The sequence below is a fragment of the Bacteroides sp. GM023 genome (assembly GCF_014750685.1).
In the GTDB taxonomy this organism is placed as follows: domain Bacteria; phylum Bacteroidota; class Bacteroidia; order Bacteroidales; family Bacteroidaceae; genus Bacteroides.
On record NZ_JAAXGE010000005.1, the window covers coordinates 398,272 to 412,462 of the forward strand.

At 36.3% G+C, this 14,191-nt stretch carries 14 protein-coding genes; all 14 read left to right on the forward strand.

Annotated elements, in window-relative coordinates; translation table 11 throughout:
• Positions 1–52: 52 nt before the first annotated feature.
• The 14 genes from HC965_RS12575 to HC965_RS12640 all read left to right on the forward strand — a co-directional run bounded on the left by HC965_RS12575 (position 53) and on the right by HC965_RS12640 (position 14,188).
• Positions 53–925 (forward strand): N-acetylneuraminate synthase family protein, encoded by an 873-nt coding sequence (locus HC965_RS12575; RefSeq protein WP_191031777.1) that lies wholly within the window; start codon positions 53–55, stop codon positions 923–925.
• Position 926: 1 nt separating this feature from the next.
• Positions 927–2,081 (forward strand): N-acylneuraminate cytidylyltransferase, encoded by a 1,155-nt coding sequence (locus HC965_RS12580; protein WP_191031778.1) that lies wholly within the window; start codon positions 927–929, stop codon positions 2,079–2,081.
• A 66-nt stretch (positions 2,082–2,147) separates the two neighbouring features.
• Positions 2,148–3,662: a hypothetical protein gene (locus tag HC965_RS12585; RefSeq protein ID WP_191031779.1), complete on the forward strand. Its 1,515-nt coding sequence runs from the start codon at positions 2,148–2,150 to the stop codon at positions 3,660–3,662.
• A gap of 9 nt (positions 3,663–3,671) precedes the next feature.
• Positions 3,672–5,072 (forward strand): hypothetical protein, encoded by a 1,401-nt coding sequence (locus tag HC965_RS12590; protein WP_191031780.1) that lies wholly within the window; start codon positions 3,672–3,674, stop codon positions 5,070–5,072.
• Entirely contained in the window at positions 5,065–5,859 is a 795-nt protein-coding gene (locus HC965_RS12595; RefSeq protein ID WP_191031781.1) for a hypothetical protein, read from the forward strand. Before HC965_RS12590 ends, HC965_RS12595 begins: the two co-directional genes overlap by 8 nt.
• Before the next feature lies 1 nt (position 5,860).
• Positions 5,861–7,030 carry an EpsG family protein gene (locus HC965_RS12600; protein ID WP_191031782.1) on the forward strand — a complete coding sequence of 390 codons (1,170 nt, stop codon included), beginning with the start codon at positions 5,861–5,863 and terminating at the stop codon, positions 7,028–7,030.
• A 130-nt stretch (positions 7,031–7,160) separates the two neighbouring features.
• Complete coding sequence (locus HC965_RS12605; RefSeq protein ID WP_223854851.1) at positions 7,161–7,904, forward strand: hypothetical protein; 744 nt, start codon at positions 7,161–7,163, stop codon at positions 7,902–7,904.
• Positions 7,905–8,044: 140 nt separating this feature from the next.
• Entirely contained in the window at positions 8,045–9,061 is a 1,017-nt protein-coding gene (locus HC965_RS12610; RefSeq protein ID WP_191031784.1) for an acyltransferase family protein, read from the forward strand.
• Positions 9,062–9,065: 4 nt separating this feature from the next.
• Positions 9,066–9,944, forward strand: a complete 879-nt coding sequence (locus HC965_RS12615) for an alpha-1,2-fucosyltransferase (protein ID WP_191031785.1) — start codon at positions 9,066–9,068, stop codon at positions 9,942–9,944.
• A gap of 5 nt (positions 9,945–9,949) precedes the next feature.
• Complete coding sequence (locus HC965_RS12620; protein ID WP_191031786.1) at positions 9,950–10,537, forward strand: GNAT family N-acetyltransferase; 588 nt, start codon at positions 9,950–9,952, stop codon at positions 10,535–10,537.
• 3 nt (positions 10,538–10,540) lie between these two features.
• Positions 10,541–11,356 (forward strand): glycosyltransferase, encoded by an 816-nt coding sequence (locus HC965_RS12625; RefSeq protein ID WP_223854853.1) that lies wholly within the window; start codon positions 10,541–10,543, stop codon positions 11,354–11,356.
• Between the two features lie 66 nt (positions 11,357–11,422).
• Positions 11,423–12,709: a DegT/DnrJ/EryC1/StrS aminotransferase family protein gene (locus tag HC965_RS12630; protein ID WP_191031787.1), complete on the forward strand. Its 1,287-nt coding sequence runs from the start codon at positions 11,423–11,425 to the stop codon at positions 12,707–12,709.
• Positions 12,706–13,299: a sugar transferase gene (locus tag HC965_RS12635; RefSeq protein WP_191031788.1), complete on the forward strand. Its 594-nt coding sequence runs from the start codon at positions 12,706–12,708 to the stop codon at positions 13,297–13,299. Before HC965_RS12630 ends, HC965_RS12635 begins: the two co-directional genes overlap by 4 nt.
• Positions 13,300–13,387: 88 nt before the next feature.
• On the forward strand, positions 13,388–14,188 hold the full coding sequence (locus tag HC965_RS12640) for a polysaccharide biosynthesis/export family protein (RefSeq protein ID WP_191031789.1): 801 nt from the start codon (positions 13,388–13,390) through the stop codon (positions 14,186–14,188).
• The last annotated feature ends 3 nt before the right edge of the window (positions 14,189–14,191 follow it).

A 14,191-nucleotide genomic window follows, 5' to 3' on the forward strand; every position in this document is an offset into this window, starting at 1 on the left:
GCTTAGTGATATTGATAGGAGGCTTAAGAAAATATTATAACAATTTTAAAATATGAACGCACCAAAAATTATTGCAGAAATCGGTTGCAATCACAAGGGTGATATGGCAATTGCAAAAGAGCTGATAATGACAGCCGCAACCTATTGCAAGGCTGATGTAGTGAAATTCCAGAAGCGTTGCAATAAGGAGTTACTGGCTCCTGAGGAGTATAATGCTCCCCATCCTCACCCAGAAAACTCATACGGTCCGACCTACGGAATGCATCGTGAGTTTCTGGAATTCACTCTCGACCAGCACCGCCAGCTTCAGGAGTGGTGTAATGAGTTTGGCATCGAGTATTCAACCTCTGTCTGGGATGTAACCTCTGCAAAGGAAATATGCACCTTGCATCCAAAACTAATAAAAGTTCCTTCTGCTTGTAACCTCAACAAGCCTATGCTCCAGTATCTTTGTGGCAATTTTGAAGGTAAAATACATCTGTCTTTCGGAATGACAACAAGAGAAGAGGAAGAACAGATTATCCAGTTCTTTGAAAGCAACGGAAGGAACAAGGATTTGGTTATTTACAATTGTACCTCTGGTTATCCTGTGCCTTTTGAAGATATTTGTCTGCTCGAGTTGAATCGTCTTTGTGAACTTTATGCAGACAGAGTGAATGCAATAGGCTTCTCCGGTCACCATCTTGGAATAGCTGTTGATGCAGCTGCCGTAGCTTTAGGTGCGGAATGGATAGAGCGTCACTATACTCTCGACCGTACATGGAAAGGTACCGATCATGCTGCCAGTCTTGAACCTGATGGTGTTCGCAAACTTGCCCGTGACTGCCGTGCAGTTGCCAAGGCTCTTACATATAAGAAAGAAGATATTCTTGACATTGAGAAAGTGCAGCGTAATAAACTGAAGAAGAATCAAGTAAAGTGGTAGTATGAAGACCATTGCATTTATACCAGTGAGGGGTGGGAGCAAGTCCATCCCTCTTAAAAATATAAAATCATTCTGCGGCAAGCCTCTTGTCTGTTGGAACATTGAGGCATTGGAGTCATGCCCAGAGGTTGATGAGGTGATTGTTGCAACCGATTCTGATGATATTTGGAATACGGTCGAGAAACAACATTATCATAAGACAAAGTTGTACAGACGTTCTGCTGAAAATGCTTGCGACACAGCATCTACGGAAAGTGTTATGCTGGAGTATATAAATTATGCCGAACTTCCAAAGGATAACATCTTCATGTTAGTTCAGGCAACGTCCCCGTTGACAGAGACCAAGCATTTCTCAGAAGCGTTACAGATGTACACAAAGAATGAATATGACAGTATCATCACCTGTGTCCGTAATTATCGTTTTTTCTGGAATGAAGACGGTACATCTATGAACTACGACTACATGAACCGACCTCGTCGTCAAAACTTCAGCGGTATGTTGATGGAGAATGGCGCATTCTATATAAATATGGTTGGCAATATCCTCTCAAACGGTAATCGCCTTGGTAGCAAGATTGGTATTTATGAGATGCCGGAATACACAGCCATGGAAATTGACGAACCTGACGACTGGATTATCCTTGAAAACCTTATGCGCAAGCATGTACTGGCTCATCCTACCATTTCAAAGCCACAGATAAAACTCTTTATTTCTGATATCGATGGTACTCTGACAGATGGTGGAATGTATTACAGTGAAAACGGAGACGAGCTGAAGAAGTTCAACACCCGTGATGGTATGGGCTTCGGACTGCTCCGCAAAGCAGGTGTCAAGACTGCTATCATTACAAGTGAAGACCGTCAACTGAATCAGCGTCGCGCAGACAAACTCCAGCTTGATTATCTCGTTCAAGGTAAACGAGAGGGAGGAAAGCTAGCAGCAGCCCAATATATATGCGATAAACTTGGTATAACACTGAATGAAGTAGCCTATATCGGGGATGACATCAACTGTATTGACCTGCTATCGTTTGTGGGGGTCGCTGGCTGTCCTGCCGATGCCCATCAGAAAGTTAAGGATATCATAGGTATCAAAGTGATGACTAAAAAAGGCGGTGAAGGGTGTGTGCGTGAATTCATTGAGGAAGTTCTCTGAATAAAGGTTGAGTCCACTTTAAAAAGTAGACGATTTAAAATTGTTAATACTGTTTATTCGCTCAAAATGGAAAATCAAAATAGAAATCCTAAATTAATAGCAAAGAATGCGATGCTCTTAATCGTGCGTTTATTCTTGGCTATGGTTCTATCATTTTATGCGACGAGACTTACATTGCAGGTTCTTGGTGAAATAGACTATGGGATCAACAATATTATAGGTGGCCTTATCTCAATGTTCGCTGTAGTATCGATGCCCTTAACCAATTCCTTACAACGCTATTTTAACGTTGAACTTGCTAAGAATGAACTTGATTTCAGGATTGTTTTTAATACTGCAATTAGAATCATATTCTATATGGTTCTTTTTCTGATTGTATTATATGAAACTTTAGGTCTGTATGTTGTACGCACTATATTGGAATACCCAGAGAACCGAAGTTTTGCTGTAGATATTACATATCAAATTACAGCATTTATAACAATAGTCTCATTCATAACCATACCTTTTTCGGCACTGTTGTATTCCAAAGAAAAAATGGGATTCCCTGCATCAGTCGAACTTTTGATCAATGTACTTAGACTCTTTTTTTTATTAGGATTACCTTATGTGGAAGGCGATATGCTGATTATTTATACTGCAATGTTGCTGTTAGTTGGCTGCATCCAAATCGCAACTCTTTTTATATATTGCAGAATAAGTCTAAATATCAGATTATCTGGTATCTACGAAAGGAAACTTCTTAAAAAAATGCTAAAGTTCTCTGGGTGGAACTCAATTGAGTCTGCTGCCGGAATTTCGCTTACATATTTATCGAACATTTTTATCAATGTATTCGGTGGTGTGCTATATAATACAGCTAATGGTTTATCTAAAAGTATTACAAGTGCAGTACTATCTTTTACTACCAATGTTATTAAAGCAGTAGAACCCCAAATAACAAGTGCTACAGTATTGAATGATACTATTTACCGAGACAGGCTGTTACTGACTGCGATAAAGATTTCTGCAATTTCCACTGCATTTGTAGCAATTTATTTCTCTATAAATGGAGAATGGTTCTTGCAACTATGGTTGGGACAGGTTCCACAATATGCATATGATTTTTGTAGGATACTTTTGATATCAAGTGTGTTCTCAACTATTATTTTGCCTCTAAGGTCATTGATAATTGCAAATGGTGACATAAAAAGTTATTTTCTAGTCTATGGTGTCATGTCTGCTTTGGTTTTGACAATTATGTTTATTGTATTGAGGATGGGACTGAACGTAATGATTGTGCCGATTATTTATGTTGTGGCATCATTTTGTAACCTTTTGTCTGCAATACTTCATGCATATTTAAAGTGCAACCTCTCGACAGAAGTTTTCATCCCAAATATGTTTAGGATAATTGTGGTGATTGCTATTATTGCTACGATTGGGTATTTTTCACATGCACTTTTAGTAGAAAATAAATGGGTTTGTTTTCATGACTTTCTAATATGTTTAGGAACTATGCTATTGGCTTCTTTTTATATCGGGCTATCAAAGAAAGAGAGATTCTTTGTTGTAAGTAAGATTAAATTTTTAATCAAATAATTAAATTATATGAAGAATATAATATTGGATGCTGGTCTTGCGTTTACCTATCAAGATTTCGAAACTTTATTCAACTCAAGCATATACAAAATACAGTATATTGGTGAAAAAAAATTTTGTAACAAACTACATGAGAACGTTCATTCGGACAATGTTGAATATACTGTGTATGAAGATCTGTATTCGTTCAATGATTATGAATTCAGTAGAGAGGAGTTGTTAAAACTTACTAATATTATAGATTTTGTTACAAGAGATAAACTCACTGAGGAGTTATGGGATAGAACAATGGCGGGCTTCTTTTTTAACTACTCAACCAAGAACGAAGTTGCAATTACAAAGATGACTATTGCTGCATATAAGTTTGTTGCCAAGCTTAAGCCAGCATTTATGCTGTTATATGAGTGCAGTCATAATATTCGTACATGGGTTGTTGGTAGAGTATGTGAGGCACTAGGCATACCGGTCCGTTATGGTCGTAATGGCATATTTCATTGGAGAAATGTTTTCTTGGAGGGGATAAATAAATTTCCAAAACTTGTTGAATCTTGCCACCGTGTTGATGGATTTTCTGAATGGGAGTATCGAATGTTTAAGGAAGTCGCAAGTAGATATGAAAAGGGTACTGAAGCTATCAAACCAGAATACCTCCAAGTCATGAAGGACAAGAAGATGAAAAAACTCTATTCTCTAAATAAAGATCTTAAGGATGATTGGAAACGATTAGATAGGGTTGCTTATAAATATTATTGCTATAAAAAATATGAGAAATTTTGTTCTGCAGAGATTCCTGAGAAATTTCTCGTATTCTATCTCCACCTACAACCTGAGAGAACGACATTGCCTGAGGGATATGGTTTTACACAGCAATACAAAGCAATAGCACTATTGAATGAAATAATCCCAAGTGATTGGAAGGTTGTTGTGAAAGAGCATCCTGCTACATTTTACCGTTATTGTACGCCTAATGGGAGATGGGCGCAACTTTATAAAGATCTTGCAGCTTTGGACAAGGTGATACTTGTCCCTCTTGAAACAGATACATACATGCTCATGGATAAGTGTAAGTGTGTGGTTTCAATCGCAGGAACGGTTTGTCGTGAGGCATTGATGATGGGTAAGCCTGCACTTCAGTTCGGAATTGATGCATTTTTCGGAAATAAACCTCTTGGACTCTACAACTATGAGTCGATGTCAGGATTATTGAATTTTATCAATACGCTCGACTCTTTCTCAAAGGATGAAATCAAGACCAGTTTTGATGAATATATTCAGAAATCTTTCCTTGATGAAGGTGCTGTTGGAATAACAGCAGAAACAGAGTGGAAGAATAATTCTCAATGCGTTATAAAATCAAATGAAATCAGTAGATTGAAGTTGATGAAGATAATATTAGAATCTGATGAATAAAGTATTTATTACATATGGAGATTCAGCTTTTGAAGAATGTAAAAAACGTATCTGCAGAGAAGCTATGCAAACTAGCGTTTTTGATAGTATAATACTTTACGGTCCGCAGGATATTACCAAAGAATTACAAGAATCAAAAGTCTTTAGTGTCAAAAGAGGAGGAGGTTTGTGGAGTTGGAAGCCTGATATTATTCTTAAAACAATGAATAAACTTAATGATGGAGACCTTTTGTTTTATTGTGATGCTGGATGTACTTTACAAAAGTCAAAAGAATGGACAGACGTATACTTTAGAGATTTACAACAATTTGATATACGCGCAATAAAAATTTACCAAAGGAATAAAAAATGGATTCGCAAGGAGATTATTGATTATTTTAATAATAATCCCGAAAATTGGCTAAATCAATTCCAGGTATGTGCTACAATCGCAATTAAGGTTACGCCATTTACTCGTGATTTTGTAAAAGAATGGAGAAATCTAATGCTTAAATATCCTAAGTTTGTTATGGATGTTACATGTGAAGAGAAAGATTATCAGCTCCCATGTTTTATAGAAAACAGACATGATCAAGCTTTATATTCAGCTTTGATATATAAGTATTTGTCCAATGGACTTATATGTCTTCCATGGGAACACATTGAAGGAGTTGATCCATATCGGCGACAAGCAATAATTGCCACTCGTTTAAAGAGTGGAGAAGTATTGTCCCCAAACTTTAAATCTGTGATTTTTTCGTATTTTAAGTGGGGCGTGAAACATCTAATTTATACTTCATTAAAATAAAATGCTTTACCTGTCAGTATTCTTGCTATTTTTATTTGCTGCCATAAAATTTGACTCAAGTAATAACAGCTCTCCAAAAGCTTCTAATAAAGTCTATCTTTTTGAACTGTTAATACTTATTTTATTAGCAGGATTGCGTAAAGGAGTTGGTGGAGATACATTTTCGTATATGTCATATTGGAACAGTGGATTCTATTCTTCCATATATGATCTAAATCTTTTCGGCTTGGCCTTATTTGATAGATTTGGCCCGGGATGGTTGATTCTATCTAATCTTGTGCATACGTTTTCAGAGGAATTTTATGTATTTCAAATAGTCCATGCATGTATAATTAATACGGCAATATTTTACTTTGTAAATAAAGCCACAAATTATAGGTTTACTGTAATTCTCTTATATTTTTTGACAATATTCTTTTACTATAATATGGAGATTATGCGACAATCATTAGGAAACGTATTGCTATTGATATCTCTTTTTTATTTTGTAAAAAAAGAATGGAAAAGCTATTTCCTGTTTGTTGCTGTTGCCGCTCTGTTCCACGTTAGTGCCCTATTATTTGCTTTCTTGCCATTCGTCAATAGTTATATTTTGAAGTTATCCAAATTGCGTACTATTGTTATCGTATCTGTAATGGCAGGCATTATGAAAGTTATATTTCCGTCGTTATCATTTGGTGAATCATGGGCTGATGGAGTTGTAAAATATTCTGCGATGCAGAATGCAAGTTTACTTGGCAATATACATGCAGTGTTATTGACAATCGCATATTTCTATTTGGCAAGATATTGCAGAAAATGTGATACATTGTCACCGGAAGTGAAAGTTGGAGTTAACGTATTCTTCTATTTTAACTTGATAGGTTTGTTCATGCCGATTTTTGTAACTCGTTATTCTACAATAATGTCAATAGTGTTATACATAGCAATGGCTACTTTAGTAATAGAAAAGCATAAAACAATTGTAAAAGCAGTTGTATGGGCCGAGTTTGTAGTATTTACATTCTTTCGTGCTTATACAATTGATATGTCTTCCGATGTTGGCAGAGCTCCCGGATCGTATTATTTTTACAATAGATTTTATCCTTATTATTCTATATTTGAAGATAATGTCGAAGCAAAAGAATATTATCAATTTCGTTATAACATTATGAACAAAAATGAAGGATAACATCGCAATAGTAGATATAGACTTCCCGTTTCACGTAAATGAGGAATTGTTTTTTAATGTTAAACCTTATTCGAATCTACCTCTATGGAAAATGTTTTCTTTCAGACTTTTCCATATAAAGCAGAACGAAGTGGAAAAACAAAACTGGGTTAACGAACTTGCAACGGCAGATTTCATCATTTTGTTTGATACTCACAACAATTATGCATATTTGGCTGACAAAATCGAAAAAAAATATCCCGATAAAAAACTTATTTTTTATGCATGGAATCCATTGATATTTTCAAATGATTGGAAGTTACTGTCATCAAAATGGGAAAAACTTTCATTTTCTAAAGCAGATTGCGTTAATACGAGCTTTGAATATGCAGGCACTTTTTATGGTATTCCAAAAGAAATATGTGGCAACACAGAATGCAAGTGGGATGCCTTCTTTGTCGGTTTGGATAAGGGTAGACGATCCTTAATTGGTAAAATTCAAAACATGTTATCAAATGCTGGCCTTATTTCTAAAATCATCATAGTTGATAATAAAAAATGTCTATATAATCACAAGTTTAGCCGCTATCTTGAATATGATGAAGTATGTAGATATATAAAATATAGTAAAGCAATTATTGATATTGTTCAAGAAGGACAAGAAGGTATGACCATACGGGTAATGGAGGGTCTTTTCTATAACAAGAAAGTAATAACTACCAATAAAAATATAAAATATTATGATTTCTATGATAAATCAAACTTTTTTATTTACGGATTAGATGATCAAACCAAAATTAACGAATTTATGAATACTCCGTTTGTACCTGTACCTTATTCCATAAAAACAAAATATCAGTTCGATAACTGGCTAAAAAAAATAATAGGGATGTGACAATAAGAATCTCAGACAGGAATATTTTTGATGGGGCTGTTTTTGATTATTTCACTTTGATTTCTTGTAGTAAGAAATTAAAGCAATAATCAGATTGTTATTGAATATTTGAATGTAATTTTGATATAATATTAGAACTAATGGATAGACAAAATCGATTAATATGGGCAGACTCACTAAAAGGATGTCTAATGTATTTGGTTATAGTAGGGCACATTATACAAGGTATGCTTTTTGAAGAATGTGAAAATAATCATCTATGGAATCTCATTTATTCTTTTCATATGCCTGCTTTTATGGCTGTAAGTGGTTGGTTTGTTTATAAAGATCATACACAATATGGGGAGGGTAAAAAGAAATTTTGGAATATTATTCAACGAAGATGCTTTCAATTATTATTACCTTATATCTTGTGGAGACTGATTAATGGCTTTTTGAGTGGTAGCAACTTTATTGATAGTTGTATCGCTATAGTCGTTTCTCCAGAAACAGGATATTGGTTCCTTTGGACATTATTTTGGATAAACATACTTTTTGTAATGGCTCAATTTGCAGCAAAAAAATTAATGAAAGACGAACTTATTATTATCTTGATGTTAGCATTGGTTTTAATGGGCATTATGGTCATTTTTGATATCCGAGTATTTGCATTTCAATATATTGCTTATTATTTCCTTTTTTATATGGCTGGTTATATCCTAAGAAGATATAATATACTTAGCTATCTAAATGGTTGGCATTATATAATAGTCTGTATATTATGGTTTATACTTGCTTGGAGCTGGAATATGCATGAATTACCATTTTGGATGCCAAATATTCCGTATATACCTATGTCCTTGGTGCAATATATATATAGGGGATTAACAGCTATCCTTGCTGTTATTTTTATTTTGGGAATAGCTCCAAAATATCTAAATACCAATAACTTTTTTAGAAGATACACTTGCTATATAGGTACTTATTCTCTTGGATTCTATGTTGTACAACCGTTAATAAACTTGATGATTTTGGATTTGTTCACTGATTATGTAAAGATCAATTTTTATATTGCAGTTTGTGTAGTATCGATAATTAGTATAATATTATGCTATATCGCTGTATCAGTATTAACATATAATAGGTATACTTTGAAATATTTATTAGGAAAAAATTAAGACTATGAAGATAGTAAATATCATTGGTGGTTTAGGGAACCAGATGTTTCAATGTGCCTTTGCTATTGCTTTGAGGGAAGCAAATCAAGGAGAACAAGTGAAGCTTGACATTTCTCATTTCAATGGCTATGGACTGCACAATGGTTTTGAGGTAAAGCGGCTTTTTAACTTTCCCTTGGATATTGCAACTAAGGATGAATTAAAGAAGCAGACATACTATATACCGAACTACAAGTGGTCAAGAATTGTAAGAAGGATTCTTCCTAAAAAGAAGACAGAATATCTGGAGCCATATCAATTATCTTATTTATATGATCATAATGCTTTGAACATTCAGGGGGATTGCTATATGGAAGGTTATTGGATGTGTGCAAAGTTTTTTGATTTCTGCAAGGATAAGATTATAGAAGCTTTCAAGTTCAAACCATTTGATACAGAAATTAATCAAGAGTACGAGAAATTACTAGGTGCTGATAATACTATCAGTATTCATATTCGTAGAGGCGATTATGTTAATGCTCGTAATTTCAAGGGTATATGTACGATAGATTACTATCGCAGAGCCATACAGGAAGCGAGAATGAGAATCGATAAACCTATATTTTTTATTTTCTCGAACGTTCAGGAATGGTGTATAGAAAATCTAAAAGATGTACTTGGTGAAGCAGATGTTCACTTTGTAACAAACAATAAGGGTAACGAGAGTTATCGTGATATGCAGTTGATGTCACTTGCTCGTTGTAATATCCTTGCCAATAGTTCCTTTAGCTGGTGGGGAGCATATTTGAATAATCGCAAAAACCAAATAGTATATGTTCCAAAGAAATGGGTGAATAACCTTGAAGATAAGGATGCATATGCAGATGACTGGATAAAGATTTAGAGACCATGGTAAAATACCGATTAGTAAAAGAGGCAGACTTACATCAGGTTGCACAGATTCATAAAGATCAATTCTCAGCTCATTATCTAGGACAATTTTCGACGTCTTTCTTGGAGGTGTTTTATAAGAATCTTCTGGATGCTGGATATGTTTTTGTTGTTGCTGTGGAGGAAGAAACTGTACTTGGTTTTGTTTTAGGCGGCGAATGGAAAAATATTTCTAGAAGTTTGAGTTTGTTCATGAAACATAACTTTGGCAGAAGTGTTTGGGAATCAGTTGTCAGACCAAAGACATGGAAAAAAAGTGTACTTAAGATGGTGTCATTATTTTGCAATAAAGCCAGTGACCCTAACAATCTAGACAACATAGAGAAGTTTACATTACTTTCTATTGCCACAAGCAAATCCTCACAGGGGAAAGGAGTTGGAACTGGGTTGATTTCTGCATTTAATGCAGAGATGAAAAAGATTACCAACAAATATTACCTCTCGGTACAAGACACAAATTTCAATGCAATCAGATTTTATAAAACGAATGGATTTGTTGAAGCATATTCATGCTCTGGTGAGATTCAAATGATAAAAATGCTTTAACTGATGAAAAGACTTGCCATTATCATGTCTCTGTATCGAAATGACAGACAGAAATTTGTATCTCTTGCAGTTGAGAGTGTACTTAATCAAACATATAAGGATTTTGATTTCTATATTCAGTATGACGGTTCTGTTGATACAGATGTAGATGCATATCTTATAGGTCTCAAAGACGAGAGAATTAAAATACAACGGCGTACGGAAAACAAAGGATTGGCGCAATCGTTAAATGATCTTCTATCTATCGTCATGTCTATGGACTATAAGTACATTGCCCGCATGGATGCTGATGATATCAATGAGTTGAACCGCTTTGAACGTCAGTTGGAATATTTTAGGCAACACCCAAAAGTAGAGTGCTTGGGCACATGGGTTGTGGAAATTACTAGTTCGGGTGAAGAGTATTATCGTAAACAAATGCCTGAAACTCATGATAGTTGTAAGGAGTTATTCCGCAAGCGTGATTGTATGGTTCATCCTACTGTTATGTTCCGACGTTCATATATAGAGAAGGCTGGTTTTTATTCTCTTGACACTTATTTTGGTGAGGATACAATGATGTGGTGTCAAGGCTTTGCCGCAAATTGTACATTCGCAAATGTACCAGAGTATCTTTATCAGTTTAGAATAGACGATAATTTCTTCAAGCGTCGTAGGGGATGGAAGCACGCTACTGCTATATTTAAACTCCGTCATAAGGTAAACAAGATACTGAGCTATGGTATTATGGCAGATTTTTGGGCTTTGGTGTATGCAGTTGCAAAGATGATGCCGACGAGCATACTTAATTTAATTTATAAGAAAGCAAGAAAAGTATAAGCTGTTTTATAAAGTATATTTTTCGTATAGAACAAAAATAAAACTCTCAATATAAAGAAACATATTATGAATGTGCAATTGCGCAATGTGCCTTTCAGTCCTCCGGATATGACGAAGGCAGAGGCTGATGAAGTGCGTGATGCCATCCTCTCAGGATGGATCACAACTGGACCTCGTACCAAAAAACTGGAGAAGAGAATCTCCGAGTATGTACACACGCAGAAAACTGTATGCTTAAATTCTGCTACGGCCGCTATGGAAATGGTGTTACATCTATTAGGGGTGGACCCTGGTGATGAGGTGATTGTTCCTGCATATACTTATACTGCTAGCGCATCTGTGGTCGCCCATGTGGGTGCAACTATCGTGATGGTGGATGTGCAAAGGGATTGTGTGGAGATGGATTATACCAAATTGGCCGATGCTATCACCGAGAAAACCAAGGTAATTGTGCCTGTGGACTTGGCTGGTATTTGTGCGAATTTGGATAAGATCTATGAGGTGATAAACCGCCCTGAGATTAAAGCGAAATTCACTCCAAGTAATGAAATACAGAAGAAGATGGGGCGTATCATCGTATCAAATGACTGCGCTCATTCTTTTGGGGCAAGTCGTCGCGGTAAGATGGCAGGTGAGATAGCGGACTTTAGTTCTTTTAGTTTTCATGCGGTGAAGAACTTTACAACTGCAGAAGGCGGCGCTCTTACTTGGAACCTGCCTTTCGGTCAAGAAATAGTAGAGTGTCAGCAGGTATATTGTGGTTCGCCTGTCCCTTTTATCGAGGGTGAGACATGGAATGAGTTCTTGTATCGTCTTTCTCAGCTATTGTCGCTCCATGGTCAGAACAAGGATGCTCTTGCAAAGACAAAACTTGGTGCTTGGGAATATGACATCATCGGACCTTGGTATAAATGTAACATGACTGATATAATGGCTGCTATGGGCATCATACAATTTGAACGTTATCCTGCAATGCTAAAACGTCGCCGTGCTATTATTGAGAGGATGGATGTAGTTTTCGCAGATCTGAATGTTGCTACTCTCAAGCATTATGGTGATGATTGGGCAAGTAGTGGTCACCTCTACATGGTGCGTCTGTTGGGGCACACTCGTGAGGAAACTAATGCTGTTATTGAAAAGATGGCTGAACGTGGTATTGCAACGAACGTGCACTACAAACCTCTGCCTATGATGACAGCTTATAAGGCTTTGGGATTTGATATCACTAACTTTCCTAATGCATATCATTTCTTTGAGAACGAGATTACATTACCACTTAACACTTGTCTGACCGACGAAGACGTTGATTATGTTATTGAGAATTTTGTTGAAATCGTAAAGTCATTGGAATGAAAAGACTTTTTGATATTGTAGCAAGTGGCTGTGGACTTATTGTCTTCAGTCTCTTGTTTCTGGTACTGGCAATTTGGATTAAGTTGGATTCTAAAGGACCAGTGTTTTACCGTCAAGTACGTGTAGGTAAAGGAAATAAAGATTTTTGTATTTTAAAGTTCCGTTCTATGCGAGTAGGTTCGGACAAAGGTAGTCTTGTGACTATCGGTGGTCGCGACCCTCGTGTGACGAAATCGGGTTATATTATCCGTAAGTATAAGTTTGATGAACTCCCTCAGTTGATCAACGTATTTACGGGTGATATGAGTTTAGTGGGACCTCGTCCAGAAGTACGCCGCTATGTCGATTACTGGACATCTGAACAGATGCATGTATTGGATGTTCGTCCAGGTATCACCGATCCAGCCAGCATCAAGTTCCGTAACGAAAATGAACTGATGGAAAAGGCCGAGAATTCTGAAAGCTACTACATCAATGTGATCATGCAAGAGAAAATCAAGCTATATTTAGAATATGTGCAGAATGCTTCATTCTGGTATGACATCAAACTTATCTTCCAAACCTTCAAAGTCATTGTTACAGAAAGATGATTGTGGGGAAATTCAAATAGAAGGATCCACTTTCATTAAAGTGGAAGTTACATTGGAACATTAAATATCTGATTAAAATAAAAAAAATATGAAACATTATTACGAATTAATCTATTGGTGCGTGCTTTTTTTACTGCTAACAGCTTGTCAGTCTTACAAAAAAGTGCCCTACCTGCAAGATGTGGAAGTGGTAGGACAAACGAAACAACAGAAGAACCTGTATGATGCTCAGATTATGCCCAAAGACTTGTTGACAATCGTAGTGTCGTGTACCAGCCCAGAGTTGGCGGTTCCTTTTAACCTGACGGTTGCTACTTCTGCCAATGTGGCTCTTTCTAATACACAGGTCACTGCCCAAGCGGTTTTGCAGCCTTATCTGGTAGACAACGAAGGTAAAATCAACTTTCCAGTTTTAGGCGAATTGAAGGTAGGCGGTTTGACTAAGAAACAGGCGGAAGAAATGATTATCAAAAGGTTGCAACCTTATATGAAAGAAACTCCGATTGTTACCGTCCGTATGGTAAACTATAAAATCTCAGTAATCGGTGAGGTGGACCGTCCAGGTACTTTTACGATTTCCAATGAGAAAGTGAATTTGTTGGAAGCCCTTGCTATGGCAGGCGACATGACAGTCTACGGTTTGCGCGACAACGTGAAACTGATCCGCGAGGATGCTAACGGCAAACAGGAAATTATAACGTTGGATTTGAATAAGGCCGAAACGATTCTTTCTCCTTATTACTGGCTTCAACAGAATGATATTGTCTATGTGACTCCCAACAAGGCAAAAGCTAGAAATTCGGATATTGGAAACAGTACGAGCCTGTGGTTCTCGGCAACTTCCATTTTGGTATCGCTTGCAAGCTTATTGTTTAACATCTTAAAATAAGGA

Coding starts and splice junctions, on each gene's coding strand:
- HC965_RS12625 (WP_223854853.1), top strand. CDS start 10,541: ATGAAAAGACTTGCCATTATCATGTCTCTGTATCGAAATGACAGACAG.
- HC965_RS12610 (WP_191031784.1), top strand. CDS start 8,045: ATGGATAGACAAAATCGATTAATATGGGCAGACTCACTAAAAGGATGT.
- HC965_RS12620 (WP_191031786.1), top strand. CDS start 9,950: ATGGTAAAATACCGATTAGTAAAAGAGGCAGACTTACATCAGGTTGCA.
- HC965_RS12575 (WP_191031777.1), top strand. CDS start 53: ATGAACGCACCAAAAATTATTGCAGAAATCGGTTGCAATCACAAGGGT.
- HC965_RS12615 (WP_191031785.1), top strand. CDS start 9,066: ATGAAGATAGTAAATATCATTGGTGGTTTAGGGAACCAGATGTTTCAA.
- HC965_RS12595 (WP_191031781.1), top strand. CDS start 5,065: ATGAATAAAGTATTTATTACATATGGAGATTCAGCTTTTGAAGAATGT.
- HC965_RS12585 (WP_191031779.1), top strand. CDS start 2,148: ATGGAAAATCAAAATAGAAATCCTAAATTAATAGCAAAGAATGCGATG.
- HC965_RS12635 (WP_191031788.1), top strand. CDS start 12,706: ATGAAAAGACTTTTTGATATTGTAGCAAGTGGCTGTGGACTTATTGTC.
- HC965_RS12580 (WP_191031778.1), top strand. CDS start 927: ATGAAGACCATTGCATTTATACCAGTGAGGGGTGGGAGCAAGTCCATC.
- HC965_RS12600 (WP_191031782.1), top strand. CDS start 5,861: ATGCTTTACCTGTCAGTATTCTTGCTATTTTTATTTGCTGCCATAAAA.
- HC965_RS12640 (WP_191031789.1), top strand. CDS start 13,388: ATGAAACATTATTACGAATTAATCTATTGGTGCGTGCTTTTTTTACTG.
- HC965_RS12590 (WP_191031780.1), top strand. CDS start 3,672: ATGAAGAATATAATATTGGATGCTGGTCTTGCGTTTACCTATCAAGAT.
- HC965_RS12630 (WP_191031787.1), top strand. CDS start 11,423: ATGAATGTGCAATTGCGCAATGTGCCTTTCAGTCCTCCGGATATGACG.